Below are 19,864 nucleotides of genomic sequence, written 5' to 3'. Positions count from 1 at the left end.
AATCGAAGGTTCGAAAACCAAATCCGAAAAGAAAAAGAGGTGGCCAGGCACTCCACGGCACTGGGAGAACGTCGCTACCGTTGCTACCTTCCGGTCCTGGCGGAGTTCGCGCGCCTGCCCATGCATGGCGCCTGGCCGACGCGGACCATGGGCCAGCGCTTCCACCGGATTCAACGAGAAACTTTGCGAAATGCTTCCAAGTTGGCGAGGTAGCGCAAATCGAGCTTCGCGCGGCGCGCCGCCTCGACGATGGCCTCGACTTCTTCGGCCTTCGGATCGCCCTCATTCGCATTGGACGCAAAATAAGTGGTCGCCGGCACGCGGGGGCCAGCCGGGCTGATGATGAACATCACGCCCCGCTCCAGCCCACGAGCACGCGCCCAGGCGTCGAGCAACACCATCGCCGTCGCCGGCACGACCCACAACACGCCCCAGACCACGCCGCCATCCTCGGGTTTCACGTTGGCATGGCCGTCCGCTGTGAAGCACAGGCGTTGGCCATCGGCGCGGGCCAGGCCCATCTGTTCACAGGATTCATCGATACCGCCCATGACCGCATCGTCCATGTGGGCGTCGTAGGTGAACAAAAGGATGCTGGAAGCGCGTCTACTCATGATGGGGAAGCCCCGCCACAGAGCAGGGAAAGGATTTCTTGCACGATGCCCTCCACCGGCCAGAGCCGCCCCACGCCTTCGTAACCGCAGGCCAACATGCCATCTTCGGGTCCGATGAAATGCACCCCACGACCACGCAGGGTTTCGACGTTCGCGACCGTCGCCGGGTGGGTCCACATCTTGCCGTTCATGGCCGGAGCAATCAGGATGGGGCACCGCGCGACCAGGTGCAGGGAGCTGAGAAAATCGGGGGCGAGGCCCTGCGCAAACTGGGCGATCACATCGGCCGTGGCCGGAGCCACCACCAAGAGGTCGGCCTTGTCCGCCAACTCGACGTGACCGGGTTGCCAGCCATTGCCCTCCGACCAGAGATCGGCGGCGACCGGCTGCCGGGCCAGGGTCTGCAGGGTCAGCGGCGTGATGAATTCCGCCCCGCCCCGCGTGAGCACCGGATAGACCTCGGCGTCGAGTTTACGCAGCTGGCTCACCAAGTCGGCCGCCTTGTAGGCAGCGATGGATCCAGAAACACCGAGAATGATTTTTTTGCCGGAAAGCGGCGAGGCCATTGACGCAACTAAAAGGCCGGCGGCGTCGGGCACAAGTCAGCAAACTGCGGCGCGGCAAGCGATTAGTCGGATGGTGGCTCCGGTGGCGGGGGCATGCCTTGCGGCGGTTCGCCGTCCGGTCCCGGCGGTGGCGGGCCGCGCCCTTCCCCGTCGTGCCCACCGGGACCGCCCCCCCCACGCCGTTGCTCGGAAAGGCGGCGCCAGCGTTCGCGTTGCTGCTCCTGCATCTCGGCGTAGTGGGCCTTTTGCGCGGGCGTCAGAACCGCCATGATTTCGCTCTCCATGCTGCGCATGGCGTCGATGCTCTGGTGGCGATACTCGCGGAGGGACTTCCACGTGGCGTCAATGATCGGCTTGATTTGGTCGCGCTGCGCATCACTGAGCTCCAGGCCGTCAGTGAGCCGCTTCATCATGCGCATGGAAAACTGTTCCGGCCCGCGGCCGCGTTCGATGAGGGTCTTCGCCACCCGCAACGAGAGGAAACCACCCGCCACGCCCCCGGCGAGAAACACGCCGACCAGCACCAGCCAAACGACAGCTTTGTTCGGTCGGCTCATGAGGAGAGGTCGAGCACGACGGTGATGGGATCGTCGGCCGCCAGCATATCGCTTTCGATGGCATCAGCCACCGCCGGCAGGTTGAAGGCCACGCTGAGCACGGCCAGCAGGGCCGAGCCCACCAGGGCGCGGCGGCCATGGGTGACGAGCATCTGAACCAATGAACCGGCGACATCGTCGCGCTGATCAGCCCAGGCCAACGCCACGACCCGCGTGGCAAATCCCGGCGGCGCCAGCACGACTTCGTCTGCACCGTCGTCGGGCCGGGCGGCCCGCGCCCGGGCGAGCAATCGCTCCAGCTCTGTTGCTTTGCGCTTCATGTTCGTTCCTCAGCTTCGAGTTTTTTCAGTAGGGTTTGCAACTTCCGACGGGCCCGGAAAGCCCGCACTTTGACCAGGGTGGTGTTCCAGCCGGTCTCCTCGCTCACTTCGACGAGGCTCTTTTGCTCGAGGTCGAGCAGTTGGAGAACCAGTTGATCGGCCGGTTTAAGCTGGGCCATCAGCTTGGCCAAGAGCTCCCGTGCCGCCAGTGCTTCGCCGGCGTCCTCGGCCCGGTCGTCGGCCGTGACCGCATCGAGCACGGTGGCCTCGTCCTCCGACAGGTCCGCCCAGCGCAGCTCCGGCCGCCGCTGCTGTTTGCGCAGGTGGTCGATCGCCGTGGTCATCGCGATGCGCGAGACCCAATGCGGCAGGGGCACGTCGCCCCGGTATTGATCGAGTCGGGAGAACATTTTTAAAAACACTTCCTGCGCGAGATCCTCCTCGCCCACCCAGCGGGGGAGACGGCGGCGCACGATTTTGATGACCTGCGGATACAGCGCCTCCACCAATTCCCGGGCGGCCGCTTGGTCACCCACCCGCACCTGCTCGAGACAAGCTTTGTAATCAAAAAGCTCGGCGTCGGCGGACATAGGCGAAGGCAAAACAGTGCATACACGGGAATCAAGACGCGCCCGTGGCAATTCGGTTACGCCCCTTGACTCAATTCCCCGCTGTGCCGATAACCCCCACGTAATGCGATTCGTCGCCACCACGCTGCTCCGTCTTCGACTTAGCTAGACGCACGATCCGAGAGGGTCCCCGTGCGGGACTGATTGTGCGTCCATCCCTCCTGTCCGAGCAGCCCCCTCCCTCCGTCGCGAGGGCTGAAATGCGGGCTTTTCCCCACTGCATTCACCTTTCACGCTCACTCCTCCCTTTTTCCCTCCCTTTCCATGTCCGCTTTTAATCCTGCGAAATACCGTCCGCTGCCCGTGGTCGACCTGCCCGACCGCCAGTGGCCCAACCGCACCATGACCGCCGCACCGATCTGGTGCAGCGTCGATCTGCGCGACGGCAACCAAGCCCTCGCCCAGCCCATGAGCGTGTCGGAGAAGCTCGAGTATTTCGACATGCTGGTCCGCATCGGCTTCAAGCAGATCGAGGTCGGCTTTCCGTCCGCCTCCCAGATCGAGTTCGATTTTTGCCGCCGCCTCATCGAGGAGGACCGCATCCCGGCCGATGTTTCCATCCAGATCCTCTGCCAATGCCGCGAGGACCTGATCACGCGCTCCTGTGCAGCGATTCGCGGCGCGCGGAACGTCATCTTCCACCTCTACAACTCCACCTCGCCGGCCCAGCGCAACTACGTCTTCGGCGCCGAGCGCGCCGACATCGTCAAGATCGCGACCAACGCCATCCACCTGCTCAAAGCGCACGGCGCGCCGTTGATCGCCGAGGGCATGAACCTGCAGTTGGAGTATTCGCCCGAGAGCTTCACCAGCACCGAGTTGGACTTCGCCCTCGAGATCTGTGAAGCCGTGTCCGACGTCTGGGCCCCCACCCCGGAAAAGAAGATCATCCTCAACCTGCCGGCCACCGTCGAATACGCCACGCCCAACGTCCACGCCGACCAAATCGAGTGGATGTGCCGTCACCTCAGCCGCCGCGACGCGACCATCGTGTCGCTCCACACCCACAACGACCGCGGCACCGGCGTCGCCGCGACCGAGTTGGCCTTGCTGGCCGGCGCCGACCGCGTCGAAGGCACCCTCTTCGGCAATGGCGAACGCACCGGCAACCTGGACATCGTGACCGTCGCGTTGAACATGCTGACCCACGGCATCGACCCGCGGCTGGACTTCTCCAACCTCAACGACATCCGCGAGGTCTATGAACGCACCACCCGCATGGAGGTGCCCGCCCGCTCGCCCTACGGCGGCGACTTGGTCTTCACCGCCTTCTCCGGCTCGCATCAGGACGCCATCAAGAAGTCGTGGGACAAACAGGTCCCCGGCCAGCCCTGGGACGTGCTCTACATCCCGATCGATCCGGCCGACATCGGTCGCAACTACAAGGCCATCATCCGCATCAACTCCCAGTCGGGCAAAGGCGGCGTGGCTTACATCCTCGAGCAGGAATACGGTTTCACCCTGCCCAAGGCGATGCACCGCGAGTTCGGCCCCATCGTCAACCGCCTGGCCGACGAGCGCGGCACCGAGCTCACCTCGGCCGACATCCTCGCCGCCTTCCAGGGCGAATACCTCGACCGCACCGCGCCCATCGAAGTGGTGGACTTCCGCACCACCGAGAAGGACCGCAACGTCACCTGCGAAGCCGACCTCAAGATCAACGGCGAGACGCGCACGCTCACCGGCACCGGCAACGGTCCCATCGCGGCCTTTGTCACCGCCATCCGCGACGCCGGCGTGTTCCAGTTCGAGTTCCTCAACTACAGCGAGCACTCGCTCGGTTCCGGCGCCCGCGCCCAGGCCGTGTCCTACATCCAGATCCAGCCCGAGAACCGCGCCCCCCTCTTCGGCGCCGGCATCGACAGCAGCATCGACATGGCGTCGATCAAGGCCGTCGCCAGCGCCATCAACCGCGCCCTCGCCGGCTGAGGGCCTGTTCTTTACAGAAGGTAACAAAGGAAAACGAAGCCACTCGATCGCAGCTGCTTTTAACCGGAGGAAACAGAGGGAAACAGAGCCATTCCTCCGCTGACCCCCTACACCAAGAGCCCTGCCCCTCCAGCTTCCTTGCCTTTGTTTCCTTCTGTAAAACGAACCACGTCTGCTCGGCTCTGTTGCCCTCTGTTACCTCCTGTGAAAATTGACTTCACGGCTGCATTGCGCGGCTTACCTGTAAGCATCACGCCATGACTTTCGACGACCGCACTTGGCTCTGGATTGCCGCCGCCTGCTACCTCGCGGGTTTCCTGCTGGGCACCGTGGCCTTGCTGCGCGACCGCAAGCAGTCGCGGGCACTGATGTATTTCATCGTTTCGGCCGGCTTCACCCTCCAGACCTTCGGCCTCTACCTGCGCGGCATGGAGGTCAAGGGCTGCCCCCTCGGCAACACCTTCGAGCTCTTCCAGTTCACCGCCTGGTCGGCCACCGCCCTCTACCTCGTCGTCGGCGCCGCCTTCCGGCTCAGCCTGCTCGGCTACTTCACCTCGGTGATGGCGGCCGTGCTCACCGTGCTGTCGCTTGGCATCGCTCCTTGGGATGCCACTCGCCGCACCAACATCTTCGGCGACAACCCGTGGATCGAGTTTCACGCCGCTCTCGCCCTCTTCAGCTACGGCGTCTTCGCCCTGCTCGCGCTCACCTCCGTGATGTATCTTCTGCGCAACTACAGCCTGAAGAACAAAAACCTCAGCGGCTTCTTTTCCTTCCTGCCCGCCATCCGCGACCTCGACTCGATCGGCTCGCGGCTGCTCAGCTTTGGCGCGCTGCTGCTCGCCACGTCGCTGGCGCTCGGCGCGGTCCATTGGCTGCCCAACACCGACACCGTCAACCTCGGCAAACTCTTCACCACGCTCGGGGTCTGGCTCGCCTACACCGTCATCTGGGTGCTGCGCCGGACCAATCGCCTCTACGGCAAGACCCTCGCCTGGTGGTGCATCGGCCTCTTCGTGGCCGCCCTCCTGTCTCTTGCCCCGGTGAATTCCAGCCGGCACCGCGAAGCCTCGCCGGCCGATGTTTCAGCCCCCCCCGCCCCGTGAGCACGACTGGATCAACCTTGTTCGTCGTGGGGGCCAATCACCACACGACGCCGCTGGAGTGGCGCGAGAAACTGGCGCTCGGTCCGGAGAAGCTGCCCGCCTTCGCCTCGGAACTCTCCGCCCTGCCCGGCCTGCCCGAATTCGCCATCCTCAACACCTGCAACCGCATCGAGTTCTACGGCGTCGCCGAAACCGGCACGACCATCGAATCCCTCGCCGCCCGCTTTTGTGAAGTGCAGGGCATCAACCCGAGCGACTTCGCCAAGGTGCGCGCCCTCGCCACCGGCCCCGAGGCCATTCGCCACCTCGTCAAAGTCTCCGCCGGGCTCGACTCCCAGCTCATCGGCGAAAACGAGATCTTCGGCCAGGTGAAGGACGCCTACGCCGCCGCCCAGACGACCCACGCCACCGGCCCGGTCCTCAACCGCGTTTTCCAAAAAGCCTTCCAGGCCGCCAAATACGTGCGCACCCACACCGCCATCAACGAGGGTCAGGTGAGCACGGCCAACGTCGCCGTCGAACTCGCCCGCACGATCTTCGGCGAACTGCACGACGCCCGCGTCCTCTCCATCGGCGCCGGCGAGATTGGCGAACAAACCACCAAGGCCTTCCAAAGCCGCGGCGCCCGTCACGTCACCGTCGCCAGCCGCACCCTGGAACGCGCCATGGCGCTCGCCACCCGCCTCGGCGCCGCCGCCCTGCCCTACGAGCAGATCGAGGCCAACCTCGCCGACTTCGACATCGTCTGCTGCGCCACCGCCGCGCCCGGCGCCATCCTCGCCACCTCCGCCATCCGCGCCGCCATGCGCCAGCGCCGCGCCCAGCCCCTCTTCCTCATCGATCTTGCCCTGCCGCGCGACATCGAACCAACCGCGGCCGACCTCGAGGGCGTTTATCTCTACAACCTCGACGACCTCGCCAAGATCGCGGAAGAAAACCGCCTCGCCCGCGTCGCCGAGGTCGACAAAGCCGAGGCCATCATCGCGGAAAAGACCAAGCACCTCTGGCACGCCATCCAACCGCAGGTGCCCGGCGGCACGAGCACGGGCCAACCACCCCTGTAGGCGAGGCGCTTGCGCCCGCTCTCGCCAAACGCCCCGGCCTCACCGCGGCCGGCTACAGCAAAAGCACCGCAACCCCGTGGCCGCGAGCGTGAGCGTGTGGCGGACCTTCCCCCTCTGCACCTCGCTGTAGCCGGGGTCGCTGACCCCGGTCCGGTTTACCCCACCAGTCTCACGCTCGCGGCCACAGCGCTCAGGCCCGGCGTTTGGCCAAACCTGCTCGCGCCCGCTCCATTGCACCGGAAATGTCGGCCAGCTTGAGCGGTTTGCTCACGTAGTCATCCATGCCGGCGCGCAGGCAGCGATCCCGGTCGCCGTGCATCGCGTTCGCGGTCACGGCGATGATCCAGGGTTGCTGCTCCGGTGCGATCTGGTCGCGCACCCGGCGCGTCGCTTCGTAACCGTCCACGCCCGGCATCTGCACATCCATGAGCACGATGTCGCAGGGTTGCTTCTGCAAATGCTCCACCACCGTGCCCCCGTCGTTCACATGCTCGAAGGTGTAGCCGAGCGTGTTGAGCATCATCGTGATGAGCTCGAGATTCACCGCGTTGTCCTCCACCGCGAGCACCCGCGGCTCAACGGGCTCCGGCTTCGCCGGCGGCGCGGCCGTCACCGCTTCCGTGCCAGGGCGACACGGCGGCAACGCCGCCCCATCCGGCCCGCGCAGCATCTCGACCCAAACCGTTGCGGTCGGACAGGGCCGTAGGGGTTTTTTAATGACACGTTTGACCACCCCCCGGTGCTCCGCGCCGATTTGATACATCGGGGGTGCCATCAACGCGATCGGCGGCGCGTCGTTCGCCCAGGCCTGTTGCAACTGGCGGGCTGTCTGCAGACCGGGTGCACCGGCCAGGTCGTGATCCACCACCACCAGGTCGTAGGTTTGTGCGGCCGCGATCAGCTCAAGCGCCGCGGTGGCGTCGGGCACGGCCATGGCCTGCATCTGACAACGTTCCGCCAAATCCGTGATGATGCGGCGACTGGTGGCGTTGTCGTCGACGATGAGGATCGATCGACCGCTGAGCTCGGTGGCCAATTCGATGTTCTTCGGTTGATCCTCCATCCGCCCGCCCGGCTCCATCGGCGTGCGCAACGAAAAGCCAAACGTCGAACCCTCGCCCGGCTCGCTGTTCCACCACATCACCCCGCCCATCAGCTCGATCAGGCGCTTGCAGATCGGCAACCCCAGCCCCGTGCCGCCGTAGCGCCGCGTGGTCGAGGCATCGTCCTGGGTGAACGCTTCAAACAGCCGCGGGATCCGCTCCCGCGCGATGCCAATGCCGGTGTCGTGCACCTCAAAACGCAACTCCTGCCGGCTGTCCGTCACCGGCCGCACCTGCACACTGACCCGCACCTCACCTCGTTCGGTGAACTTCACGGCGTTGCCCACCAGGTTGACCAGGATCTGCCGCAGCCGCAGCCCGTCGCCGACCGCCCGCACCGGCAGGTTGGGCCCGAGCTCCAGCAACAGTTCCAACTTCTTCTCCGAGGCGCGCAGGGCCAGCATCTCGACGGCATCCTCCACACAGGTGATCAGATCAAAGGGTTCGCGCTCCACCTCGAGGTGACCGGATTCGATTTTTGAGAAGTCGAGGATGTCATTGATGATCGCCAACAGATCGCTGCCACTGCTTGCGATGGTGCTGGCAAACTCGCGCTGGTCGGGATCGAGGTCGCTTTCGAGCAGAATGGAGGCCATGCCGATCACGCCGTTCATCGGCGTGCGGATCTCGTGACTCATCATCGCCAGGAACTGACTCTTGGCCCGGTTCGCCTCCTCCGCCTGTTCCTTGGCCGCGAGCAGATCCGCCGCCTGTTCCTTGAGCGCGGTGATGTCGACGAGGGTCGCGACATCCCGGCGATGACCGGTCGCCGAATCCACGTAACGACGCCGGGAATACTCCGCCCAAACCACCCGGCCGCTGGGGTGCAGGAATCGCGCCTCGACCTCGTAGCAATCGATGAGGTCGCGCTCCATCTTTGCGTCCAACTCCGTCAGCCGTTCCTGGTCGTCGGGATGTGTCAGGTGGCGCAAGGCGCCGCTCTGGCGCGCGCCCTCGGCGCTCAATCCCGTGATGCGCAAATAGGCCGGATTGACCAAACGCTGGTCCGGTCGGTCATCCTGCATCCACGACATGCCCACCGGCGAGGATTCGAAAACAAAGCGTAACTGCGCCTCCTGCCGCGCCAGTTGCAGGGCGGTGCTCTTGCGCTCCGTGATGTCGCTCTGGATGGCCATGTAGCCCTGGTGGTTGCCGGCGCGGTCGAAGAGCGGCTGCGCCTCGCTCGCCACCCAATAGGGCCGTCCCTCCCGATGGTAGTTCAACACCTCCACCGCGAACGGCTGTCGCTGCCGCTGGGCGTCGCGCATGACCTGAACCGTCGCGGGATCGGTGTCCGCCCCCTGCAGGAACGACCCCGGTTTGCGCCCCGCCACCTCCTCCAGCCGCCAACCGGTGAGCCGGGTGAAACCTTCGTTGCACCAATCGATACCGCCGTCGGCGTTGGTGATGACGACCGCGTTGTGAATGTTGCGCGCGATCATCGCCAGGCGCCGGGTTTGTTCGTTGGCCAAGGCCAGGTCGGCCTCGGCCCGCGCCGCCTGCTTTTCGGCTTCGCGACGACTCCCGCTCATCCGCACCGCCAGCAGGGACGCCATCGCGCTCAGCAGCAGACCGCTGCCCAGCGCCAGCCAGGCGAGGCCGTGCGAGGCATTGTCCCACAGCCGGGGCCGCGACTGCGTCACCAGAATCCACGGTTGCCCAAACACACTCACCCGCGTCGTGCGCTCGAAGCGCGGCGGCGGATCCCCCAGCCGGCGCTCGCTGGCCGCCCACAGCAGACGTCCGCTCGCGAGGGTGTCGCCCTCGTAAATGCTGAAACCGATCTCATCCTCCAAGCCGGCGTGCAGGGGCGCCACCAGCGTGTCCACCCGCACCGCGGCATACACCCAGCCCACCAGGGCCTGTTCGCGTTGTTCCACTGTGTCGATCGCGGCCCCGCGCGCATAGACCGGGAAAAACAACAGGAAACCCGGCGTGTTCCGCTCCCCCACGATCACCCGAATGCGACGCGACATCGCGACCTCATGGCGCTGCATCGCCGTTTCGGCCGCGGCGCGCCGGTTGGTGCCGTCGGCCACATCGATGCCGATTGCCCCGGCATTGGTTTCGAGGGGTTCAAAAAAGGTGACCAGATACAGCGGATCATGCTCCCCGCCCAGTTGCGCCGTATAATCCGGCAGGCCGCGCTCGCGCACCCAGGCTTCGTGCGCCGCCACCTCTCCGCGCGTTACCCGCGCGATGTAGCCCAAACCCACCGTGCCCTGCTCTGCGCCGATCTCCGCCTTGGCCTGAAAATCAATCCACGTTGCCCGCGACATCGTCTCGACCGAAGCCGCCGCCACGCTCGCCGTGCGCAGGGCCTGGGCCGTGGCGGTCAGTCGGGTGTTGAAACCGGCGGAAATCTGATCCGTCAGCCGGTCAAACCGCACCTCGTCCGCCCGCTCCGCCCCGTGCCACAACACGGCAAAAACAATCGCCGACGCGGCGATCATGACCAGCGCCACCAAGACGGGCCACGGGCCGTGGCGGAAGATCCCGCGCGCCAGCCCTCGCGCCCGCTCATCGGCAACGGCCAAGTTCGAATGGGGAGAAGTTGAATTCATGAATGAAATCTTTTCGAGCCGGCCAGCGATAGAGACCCGTTATCTCGGGCGAGCCCCGACCGGCTGGCAACAGATTTGCCGAGGCGAAAGCATTCCGCCGGGAGCGCGCCACCTGATACCGGTCAAGGTGGACGCCGGCGTCCGGTCCCACCCCCGCAGGCGATCCTCGACGACGAAGGTCGGCGGCACACGTGGGCCTCTACGCCGCCTGCGACTGCTGCGCCGGCATGGGCATGGGCGTCGGGATGCCCGCGCCCGCCGGGGCCGGGATGAGTCCGGCATTCTCGATCTCCGTTGCGGCCGGGATTTCCTGGAAGGCGATCACCGCCAGTCGCGGGAAACTCGGCTCCAGGAAACGCTGCAAGGGCATGCGCACCTCCGCCCCCACCACCAGGACCGGCGGCTCGCCCACCTGGGTGGCGGCGGCCACGCGCTCGGCAACCTTGTTGACGATGTGGTGCGCGGTGCTCGGGTCGAGCAGCAGCAGGGTTTCGCCGCCGCCGCGATGCACCTTGGAGGCGAGGATCTGCTCCAGGCGCGGATCGAGCGTGGAGGCCTTGAGGATGCCCGGCGTGGTTTCGTATCCGGGCACAAAATACAAACCCAATGCCCGGCGCACGCGCTCGCTCAGATCGTCGGGATTTTTCGTCAGCGGCGCGTAGTCGCCGATGCCTTCGAGGATGAGCGGCAGGTTGGTGATCGAAATGTTCTCGCGCAGCAGGTTCTGCAGCACGCGCTGGATGATGCCCAGGTTCACCAGGTCCGGCAGCAGCTCCGACACCAGCGCCGGATGCGTCGCCTTCACGTGATCGATGAGCTGCTGCACATCCTGTCGGCCCAGCAGCAGGTGGCCGACGTTGCGCAGCGTTTCGGAGAGATGCGTGATCATCACCGCCGCCGGTTCGACGATGGTGAAGTTGCCGAGCTCGGCGTTGCGCTTCTCGGGTTCGTCGACCCAGACCGCGTCGATGCCAAAAACGGGTTCCTTGGTCGGCACGCCGCGCAGCGAAACGGAACTGCCCGAAACGTTCATGGCCAGCCAGCGCCCCGGCATCACACTGCCCTTCGCCACCGAACGACCGCGCAGGAGGAAGCGGTATTCATTGGCCTCGAGCTCGATGTTGTCGCGCACACTGATCGGCGGCACCAGCAGGCCGCGCTCGCGTGCGATCGTCTTGCGCACGCCGGTGATGCGGCCCAACAGCTCACCGCCCTTCGAGGTCTCGACCAGCGGCAGCAGGCCGTAGCCGATCTCGATCGCAAACACGTCCTGGGTGAGGCAGCTCTTGAGCTCCTCGGCCGGGGTCTTCTCGGTCTTGCCGGCAATACTGGCGCCCGCCGCACCGCCGTCGCCCGCCTCCGCCGCGGCGCCGTCCTTGGCCGCCTTCTTTTTGCCGTCCGCCTCGTCCTCGTCGTCCTCCGTCGCCGGATCGCGCCGCAGCATCACACCCGTGTAGTAGGCCAAACCGCCCAGCACGGCAAACGGGATGAGCGGCATGCCTGGCATGAGACCGAATGAACCGAGCATCGCCCCGGCGATCTTCAGCGCCCGCGGGTAGCGCACAAACTGCGCGCCGATCTGACTGCCCAGGTTGCCCGACTTGGCCGAGGCGCGGGTCACCAGAATACCGGCGGCGACCGAAATCACCAGGGCCGGGATCTGTGAGACCAAGCCGTCACCGATCGATAACAGGGTGAACTTCTGCGCGCTCTCCGCCAGTGACAGGTCCATCTGCAGCGCGCCGATGGCGAAGCCGCCGATGATGTTGACCAGCGTGATGAGAATACCGGCGATCGCATCACCGCGCACAAACTTCGAGGCACCGTCCATCGCACCGTAAAAGTCGGCTTCCTTCTGCACCTTCACGCGGCGATTGGTGGCGGTGGTCTCGTCGATGATGCCGGCGTTCAACTCGGCATCGATCGCCATCTGTTTGCCGGGCAAGGCATCCAAGGTGAAACGCGCGCTCACTTCCGCGATGCGGCCGGCACCCTTGGTGATCACCATGAAGTTGATCACGATCAGGATGAGGAAGACGACAAAACCGACGATGTAGTTGCCCTGGATGACAAAGTTGCCGAACGAATCGATCACGTTGCCCGCTTCGCCCTTGGTGAGGATGAGGCGCGTCGAGAGCACGTTGAGCGCGAGCCGGAAAAGCGTGAGCGCCAGCAGGATGGTCGGGAAACCACTGAACTCGGGCGGGTCCTTCACGTAGATCACCACCAACAGCACCAGCATCGCCGCGCCGATGTTCATCGCCAGCAGCGTATCGAGCATGATCGCCGGCATCGGCAGGATGAGCATCAACACCGTGGCAAACAGCACACCGGCGAAGAGCAGATCGGCCCGATGCAACAGAGCCTCGGCAAAGGAGCGCTGGGGCGCGGCGGATGAATCAACGTCAGACTTCATACATCAATCGTTCTAAAGGGATGCCCTCTTCGTGGTTTGCTGCTGCAGCAGCAGCCGCCGGCTCTTGAGCTCGTGGAAGTAGTAGCGGTGCGTGCGGTAGACGTAGGCGAGGATCTGCGCGACCGCCTGGAACAGCTCCGACGGGATGGGTTTGCCCACCTGCCCCACCTTGAAGAGGAAGCGCGCGACCGGCTTGTTTTCGACCATCGGCACGCCATTCTCCTTGGCGATGGCCTTGAGGCGTTGCGCAAAACGGTTCTCGCCTTTCGCCAGCACAATGGGCGCCGCATCGACGCCGCGCTCGTATTTGAGCGCGATCGCAAAGTGGGTCGGGTTGGTGATCACCACGTCGGCCGTGGGCACCGCCTCGACCATCTGCTTTTGCATCAGGCGCCGAGCCATGCGGCGCATCGCCTGCTTGGCCTCGGGACTGCCCTCCTGCTGCTTGCTCTCATCCTTGATGTCCTGACGCGACATCTTCATGTCCTCGGCGTTCTTGTATTTCTCCCACGCATACGACAGCGCGGCGATGATGCCCATGGCGATGATGAGCCGGGCCAGAAAGGCCAGCGTGGAGCGGTGCATGAACTCCGCCAGATAACCCGCCTCGATCGGCGCGTTGAACATTGGGTCGGCCACCAATCCCTTCGCCGCGACCAGCAGCACGAAGGCGATGGCCAGAACCTTGAGAATATCGAGCCCCCCGCGCACCGCGGCCGACTTGGAGAAGATGCGCTGAAAGCCCTTCACCGGATTGAACTTCTGCGGATCAAATTCGAAGACCTTCGGCGTGAGGTTAAACCCACTCTGAAATCCCCCCACCAACAAGGACGCCACGACCGCCGAGATCATCACCGGGAGCAGCACCGGGAGCGAGGTGTTCGGGATCGTCATGAGGTGCGTCGAGGCCGACTTCACCGTCACCTCGGCCACGGCCAGACTGCTGAACGTGCGGATCGCCATGCCCACCACCGTCTGGACCGATTGGGTCAAGGTGAGCCCCAGCGCCCCCAGCGCCGCCATCAGCAGCACGACGGCCTGCAGGTCCTGCGACTTCGCAAACTGGCCCTTCGCGACCGCGTCTTCCAAACGCTTCGCGGTCGGCGCCTCTGTCTTTGAGTCTTTGTCCTGATCTTCGGCCATCTTGGTGCCCCCGCGAGTTGCAGGACACGTGCCCGGAAAACCACGGCCTCCGTTAGATCCTCTTTTCGAATATCTTACGAAATTATGTTTCTCACCAATGCTCCCATTCCTCGTCCCGCCGACCCGCGCCACCTCCCCCGCGGAAAACTTTGCCGCATCGCCGATCGCCCAGTCCGTCGCCGCGAACATGAGCGAGTGTCTAAAGGTGATATTTCGTGAAATCGGCGCCTTTACGCCGCACGAACAGAAACGTGCCTAAACCACCCAATCTTTCATATGATATATAATTTCATGGTATCGATATGGATATGAAACCGAATCCAGCCCGCGCCCCCCGCGCGGCCTCTCTGTTCGTCCGGCATTCACGCCGCTTTTGGGGGTGTTAAGCGACCAGGACGCCGGTTTCTCCTCATTTGAACTGCAATTCAGGATTCTTGGGTTGTAGCGTTATCATATTGAAATACCGCAACTTACGAAACACGTTTAATCATTTTTCGTCGGCGGCGGTTTGTGTTCGTGCGGCGTCCCGGCGCGTTCGTAGGGCCACTGTAATTTGCGTCTCGCCAAAACGCCGCTTTTTGAGGAGCTTGAACTACCGTTTAGCTGGCGCGAAAACCGCCTACTTCCTGAATGGCAACAGGATACCAATCATAAAACCGAAAAAGACCTTTAACGCACTCCAACGTTATGCGGCGTTCTCGGTAGGTTAATAACACTGTTCGACGATGAATAAGACGATCATCGCTGTCACCGTCCTGTTCATCGGTGTGGGTTTTGGGCTCCTCCTCTACTATTCCTTCGGATTCCGCGTTACAGCGTCCGCAGCATACCTACTGCTTTCCGGATTCACTCTCGGACACATTGTTCGTAGGAATGCGCCAACTCGCCTCTTTGTTGTTCTTTCGACTCAGGCATCGTTGTTGGTCACCGCGAGTGCATGCGCCTACCTTCTGGAAGCTGGTCGCTACGCTCTACTCAGAAGCGAAAATCTGGTCATGTTCGCCCTCGAGTTTCCGGTCGTTGTTCTACTACTTTTTCTAGGATCACGGATGTCCAAGTTTCTACCCCACCAACACGGGAAAGAGTCGAACCAACCGGTGCAGACAAGGCCGACAAGTCGGCCTGTCTCAGCTTAGACGTTAGCTACCTATGAAGGCGGTATTTCTGATTTTAGCAGGGGTCGCGCTTTCAGGATGTTCGCGTGATCCTGCACCTCTGCTCACCGTGGATGAGCTGGCCGCATCGTGTTATGATCGCATCGGCCAAGAGGTGCGTGTTTCCGGATTCTTGTGGTTTACCGCAGAGGACGAGGCCATGACTGACAGCGTCGGAGTAGGTAGCGATTCCGTGTTAGGTGTATCCGTAGATCCGATCATCATGAAAGATAGTCCGCCGTCCGTAGGTCGGGAGCGACTTAAAGCGCTCTATGACGGGAAGCGAATCGTCGCCGAAGGTCATGTTGTTCACAGTGATCGCTACGGGAACGGCGGTCTTTCGGTTGTCTATTTGGAAATCCAAAAGATAGAAGGAGCTAACCAACCAGTTGAACCAACGCCTACAGCGCTTCGCGCTTCCGGCGCGGCTCACTTCTAACGTAGGCAGAAATGAAAGCGCTGTTGCAGACGATCATGGTTGGCGGAGGGTTGGTTGGCCTGCTCGTCTCGACACCGGTCGCGTTCGTTGCTTGGCGAGTTCATAGCGGTTTGGGAGGTTCGCTCACTAGTTCAGAGAACCTCGTGATCCTATCACCGATCATTTGTTTGGTCGTCCTATTGAGTGGCGGCTATTGGATCAAGAAGGAGAAGAGGAGCGAAAAAGGCGTATGACCATTCCAAATACAAAAAGGCCTATCCAGCTACCGCAGCCAACGGCGGCAAGCCGCCGCGGCTGAGTTCAAACGAGTAGGCGAACAACAATGAATCCGTATCGTCTGCTGTTGTTTGTTCAGCTCGCTCCAATCGTGATGATCTTTCCGACATTTGTTCTGCTATTCGAGCCGTATCCGCGGCTGGCGATGGCTGCTCTAGCATTGACGCTAGTTTTCGGATTCTTGGGGATGCGGATCAAATGCCCGAATTGCGGACGCGCACCTCAGTTGAGAAATCACCCAGATATTCCATTTCGGATCTGTGCACCACGCTGGCGCGATCAGTGTCCTCATTGTCACACCCCGCTTTCACGTCTACTACCCGATAAAGAATGGCCTATCCAGTAGGAATGAGAAGGCGTGAGTCTACCGGATCGCGGTAAGCGGCCGGTGGATACAGACTCCGCCTTATGAAGCCCGCCACAACATCGACCGATAGTTCCGCCTGCACGATTGGCCTCGACCTAGGAGACCGCCGCCACGCGGCCTGCGTTCTCAACTGCCCGGGTAAGATCATCGACGAGCACACTGTGACCAACGACCGCGAGGGGCTCGCCCGCTTGAGCGCCCAGTATCCCGGGGCTACCCTCGCCATGGAGACCGGCACGCACTCGCCGTGGATCAGCCGGTTCTTCACCGAGCGTGGCCACCGGGTCTACGTGGCCAACGCTCGCAAACTGCGCGCGATCTCCAAGTCCGACACCAAGAGCGATCGACACGACGCCCGGATGCTCGCCCGGTTGTGCCGCGCGGACCCGCAGTTGCTCAGTCCGGTCACCCATCGCAGCGAGCGCTGCCAGCGGGCGTTGCTCAAGATCAAGGTGCGTGACGCGCTGGTGCGCAGCCGGGTCGCCCAAACCAACACCGTGCGCTTCCTGCTCAAGAGCCTGGGCATCCAGCTGCCCGCCGCGACCAAGGCCTGCCGTTTTGTGGCCAAGGCCAGGGCCGCGTTGGACGAGTCGACCCAGGCACTGGTCGAACCGTTGCTGTGTTCGCTGGAGCACCTCAGCGAGCAGATCAAGACACTCGATCAGGAGTTGGAGCGGATGGGACGCGAGGAGTATCCAGTGACCTTGCAACTGCGACAGATCCCCGGAGTCGGCCCGCTGACTGCGCTCTACTTCGTGTTGGCCATCGAAACGCCGCAACGCTTCGGCGACACACGCACGGTGGGTGCCTACCTCGGGCTGGTGCCACGAAGAGACCAGTCGGGCGAGACCGACAAGCAGCTGCGGATCACCAAAGCGGGCAACACCGCGTTGCGATGCCTGTTGGTCAACTGCGCCCATTACATCCTCGGCCCCTTCGGGCCGGACACCGCGTTGCGCCAGACCGGCCTGCGTCTGTGCGAACGCGGCGGCGCGGCCGCAAAGAAACGCGCGGTGATCGCGGTGGCCCGCAAACTGGCCGTCACCATGCTCGCTCTATGGAAGAGCGGCCACGACTACGAACCCCAACCCCTCGCTGCATGAACCCTTTCCCGGACCGTTTGTCCCGTCCAAGCCACTGCGATCAAGACGGCCGCATGACACCACAATGCGCTAACCAGTAGGCAGGGCTTGAGACTGGACTCCCACCTGCACCAGTGGCACTTAGAAGCCGCCCCCAGAGTGCGTATGGAAGCCTGACAAACGGACTCCGATCTCAACCACGCCACCGACCCCTTCCACCCAAATGGTGAACCATTTGATACCTCTTAAACTTGACGCCTTCTCATGGAAGTCGCCCGAGCCAACGAGCACCGCCGCTCCGCGTCGGCGCTCGCGGCTCAGCTAAATCGTTCGCCGAATGTGAAACTACTCGGATTGAGTCTTCTGTCGATGGTCTCGTTCACATCGGTCTCGGCTTTTTGGGTGCCTCGTTCGTTGGATGAGCTGGTATTCGATGCTGACGTTGTGGTCGTTGCGTATTTTGAGCGAACTTCTGTCGAAGATGGACCTGATTCAGCATTTCACTTCGGCCAGTTCCACCTGGATCACGAAATCAAAGGTCGTATTTCTGATTCGTTTCGTGTTCTAGGCACTGAAATTGAATGGTGCGGTCCGAATACCAATTTTCAGAATTTAAAGCCGGGACGATACTTGCTGTTTCTGAGTCAAAGAGATGACGCATGGATAGCCGAAGACGGGTGCATAATACTAATTGAGGGAGGCTATGTGTGGTGGCGAAAGACTGAGGAGGCACACTGGTCGAAACGGAGACTTAGGTCAGTGGAGCGACACATTCGCTCCGTGTTAAAACCAAAGAGGCGAACCACCCACCGCAGCCAACGAGGCGCTGGCGCGCCTCGCGGCTGAGTTCAAACGTTGGGGCATACAATGAGCGCACGCGATAAAGTCACTGCGATCTTCCGGGAGCTTGTCGGAGAGAAGTGCGATCGACTCGATGCCTCGCGCTACCTTGCCGACGTCAATTCACGTATTACGGCGGCACTCGCCGGCGAAAAAGAAGAAGAGATTCTGCGTGATGATCAGATCGGTTTCCATCTGGTCGACTGGCAGGCAGACGCTGCGTTTATCGTGGCGCTGTCGTTATATCCCGAGCGTTTCACGGATGAAGAGATTCGAGACGGTGTGCAGGCCTTTCTGATTCACGCGCCGTCCCACGTTGTCGAGGCGGCACGTTTATCGGGCATTGCCTGCGACACGTTTACCGAAGAGAAAGAAGAGCCCGACCAACCGCCGGAGACAAGGCCGACAAGTCGGCCTGTCTGACCTCAAACGTTCGGCAAATTATGAAAACGAAGCACCTCGTTCCTCTTTTTCTCATCAGCGTAGTGCTTGCGGCAAACACGCGATATTCACCTCCTCTTCCCCATCCTCCGCCAAAAGGTGACGAGGTTGTGGCGTTTGGGAATTCTCCCGAAGGATTTGCCGAGCGCGTCTACCTCGAAAAGTCCCAATTATGCCAATTCTTGGACAATGGCGTGGTCTACCAAGATTCCATGCCGGGAGAACTTCGTGACCCCATGCCACAAGAACTTAGTGACCGATTGAATGCCACGAAGCTAGGTCTCACCCGAACAAAGGACGGTTTAGAGGTAATGACTATTACGACCTGCGATGGTGCCTTCAGCGATAAGCAAGGTCGCTTGTTTTTTTGGATGGTCCCGGCACCAGAGTTCTTAACAGTCACGGACGAACAGGGAAGAAGCTGCATTATCTTTCTTTCGCCTAGTCCCTTAAGTCCGAACCATTCACCGCAGCCCACGCCCGGCAGCTCCGCTGCCGAGCGCGGCTGAGCTCCGACGTTCGGCGCAGAAGATGAATTCGTTACCCGCAACCATCGTTATGGGACTCCTTGTTGGGAGCGCCTACCTTCTTGCGAGGTATGTTCGAGCAGGGAGCCCCGTCACGTTCTGCGCAGGGTTCGTATTCACCCTTGCAGGGATTCTTTCTCTGACCTTCGGAAGTTTTGGTCAGAAGTATCCGGCGATCCCGATTGATGGACCTGGAGCGTATGTGGGCGGCGCTCTGTTTCTCTTGATCGGTTTGTTTTGGTTGCGGACGGGTTACCACAACGAGTCCAGAACCAAGGAAAGCCGAACCAACCACCGCAGCCAACGAGGCGCTGGCGCGCCTCGCGGCTGAGTTCAAACGTGGGCAAACTAGGCAAATCGACCATCCTGAGCCTCGTAGCGATCTGGGCATCGCTCTTGCTGGCCATCGCGTTCTGGAATTTCGTTCTAGTGTATCGAATTCCTGTGCACGCCGAGAGCGCATACACGAGCCAGAGACGGCTTCCGGCCATGACTATCGGGACGATCGATTTGTTTGATAGCGGTGTCGTTCCCTGGGCCTCTCGCATTTGGGCAGTGGTTGCTACGGTCGCTTTGGTGTGGAGGAGAGGTCCTGTTCGTTCGAAGTTTCGGTTTCGACACCCTGCGGTGATCGGAGTATTCATTGCACCACTGCTGGGAGTTTCCGTGCTACTCCTTCTGCCCGAGTTCGCATGAGAATAGAGCCCATCCATCCGCCGCAGCCAAC

At 62.4% G+C, this 19,864-nt stretch carries 15 protein-coding genes and 1 other RNA gene; 7 read left to right on the top strand and 9 right to left on the bottom strand.

Going from position 1 to position 19,864, the window contains the following annotated elements; genetic code table 11:
• Positions 1-38: 38 nt before the first annotated feature.
• The 6 genes from ffs to AC0MRV_RS12920 form a co-directional block, all read right to left on the bottom strand.
• An RNA gene (gene ffs / locus AC0MRV_RS12945) (signal recognition particle sRNA small type) lies at positions 39-137 on the bottom strand.
• A 33-nt stretch (positions 138-170) separates the two neighbouring features.
• Complete coding sequence (locus AC0MRV_RS12940) at positions 171-614, bottom strand: gamma-glutamylcyclotransferase (protein ID WP_472764899.1); 444 nt, start codon at positions 612-614, stop codon at positions 171-173.
• Complete coding sequence (locus AC0MRV_RS12935) at positions 611-1,180, bottom strand: flavoprotein (RefSeq protein WP_472764898.1); 570 nt, start codon at positions 1,178-1,180, stop codon at positions 611-613. Before AC0MRV_RS12935 ends, AC0MRV_RS12940 begins: the two co-directional genes overlap by 4 nt.
• 62 nt (positions 1,181-1,242) lie before the next feature.
• Positions 1,243-1,737, bottom strand: coding sequence for a hypothetical protein (locus tag AC0MRV_RS12930; protein WP_472764897.1), 495 nt, complete (start codon positions 1,735-1,737; stop codon positions 1,243-1,245).
• Positions 1,734-2,057, bottom strand: a complete 324-nt coding sequence (locus tag AC0MRV_RS12925; protein WP_472764896.1) for a hypothetical protein — start codon at positions 2,055-2,057, stop codon at positions 1,734-1,736. The genes AC0MRV_RS12930 and AC0MRV_RS12925 overlap by 4 nt, the downstream gene beginning before the upstream one ends.
• Positions 2,054-2,647: an RNA polymerase sigma factor gene (locus AC0MRV_RS12920; protein WP_472764895.1), complete on the bottom strand. Its 594-nt coding sequence runs from the start codon at positions 2,645-2,647 to the stop codon at positions 2,054-2,056. Before AC0MRV_RS12920 ends, AC0MRV_RS12925 begins: the two co-directional genes overlap by 4 nt.
• 303 nt (positions 2,648-2,950) lie before the next feature.
• On the opposite strand from AC0MRV_RS12920, the gene leuA reads away from it, so the two are divergent.
• From leuA to hemA, 3 genes are all read left to right on the top strand, one after another.
• Positions 2,951-4,615 (top strand): 2-isopropylmalate synthase, encoded by a 1,665-nt coding sequence (gene leuA, locus AC0MRV_RS12915; protein ID WP_472764894.1) that lies wholly within the window; start codon positions 2,951-2,953, stop codon positions 4,613-4,615.
• Positions 4,616-4,872: 257 nt separating this feature from the next.
• On the top strand, positions 4,873-5,721 hold the full coding sequence (locus AC0MRV_RS12910) for a cytochrome C assembly family protein (protein ID WP_472764893.1): 849 nt from the start codon (positions 4,873-4,875) through the stop codon (positions 5,719-5,721).
• Complete coding sequence (gene hemA, locus AC0MRV_RS12905; RefSeq protein ID WP_472764892.1) at positions 5,718-6,785, top strand: glutamyl-tRNA reductase; 1,068 nt, start codon at positions 5,718-5,720, stop codon at positions 6,783-6,785. The genes AC0MRV_RS12910 and hemA overlap by 4 nt, the downstream gene beginning before the upstream one ends.
• 190 nt (positions 6,786-6,975) lie before the next feature.
• Here hemA and AC0MRV_RS12900 read toward each other — a convergent pair whose 3' ends face one another.
• From AC0MRV_RS12900 to AC0MRV_RS12890, 3 genes are all read right to left on the bottom strand, one after another.
• Complete coding sequence (locus tag AC0MRV_RS12900) at positions 6,976-10,425, bottom strand: CHASE domain-containing hybrid sensor histidine kinase/response regulator (RefSeq protein ID WP_472764891.1); 3,450 nt, start codon at positions 10,423-10,425, stop codon at positions 6,976-6,978.
• Positions 10,426-10,651: 226 nt separating this feature from the next.
• On the bottom strand, positions 10,652-12,868 hold the full coding sequence (flhA, locus tag AC0MRV_RS12895; RefSeq protein WP_472764890.1) for a flagellar biosynthesis protein FlhA: 2,217 nt from the start codon (positions 12,866-12,868) through the stop codon (positions 10,652-10,654).
• 12 nt (positions 12,869-12,880) lie between these two features.
• A complete protein-coding gene (locus AC0MRV_RS12890) occupies positions 12,881-14,200 on the bottom strand; it encodes an EscU/YscU/HrcU family type III secretion system export apparatus switch protein (protein WP_472764889.1) in 1,320 nt (439 codons plus the stop codon).
• A gap of 1,035 nt (positions 14,201-15,235) precedes the next feature.
• Here AC0MRV_RS12890 and AC0MRV_RS12885 point away from each other — a divergent pair.
• The 4 genes from AC0MRV_RS12885 (at position 15,236) to AC0MRV_RS12870 (ending at position 19,119) form a co-directional block, all read left to right on the top strand.
• Complete coding sequence (locus tag AC0MRV_RS12885; RefSeq protein ID WP_472764888.1) at positions 15,236-15,604, top strand: hypothetical protein; 369 nt, start codon at positions 15,236-15,238, stop codon at positions 15,602-15,604.
• A gap of 684 nt (positions 15,605-16,288) precedes the next feature.
• The gene (locus AC0MRV_RS12880; protein WP_472764887.1) at positions 16,289-17,350 is read left to right on the top strand and encodes an IS110 family RNA-guided transposase; all 1,062 of its coding nucleotides are present in this window, start codon (positions 16,289-16,291) and stop codon (positions 17,348-17,350) included.
• Positions 17,351-18,196: 846 nt separating this feature from the next.
• Positions 18,197-18,592, top strand: coding sequence for a hypothetical protein (locus AC0MRV_RS12875; protein WP_472764886.1), 396 nt, complete (start codon positions 18,197-18,199; stop codon positions 18,590-18,592).
• Positions 18,593-18,612: 20 nt separating this feature from the next.
• Positions 18,613-19,119 carry a hypothetical protein gene (locus AC0MRV_RS12870; RefSeq protein WP_472764885.1) on the top strand — a complete coding sequence of 169 codons (507 nt, stop codon included), beginning with the start codon at positions 18,613-18,615 and terminating at the stop codon, positions 19,117-19,119.
• Positions 19,120-19,864: the final 745 nt, after the last annotated feature.

Origin of the sequence: Actomonas spartinae (assembly GCF_051209155.1) — a bacterium.
Classification (GTDB): Bacteria; Verrucomicrobiota; Verrucomicrobiia; order Opitutales; family Opitutaceae; genus Actomonas.
Note: the sequence above shows the minus strand (reverse complement) of the source record. Positions and strands in the feature narration are given on the sequence as shown.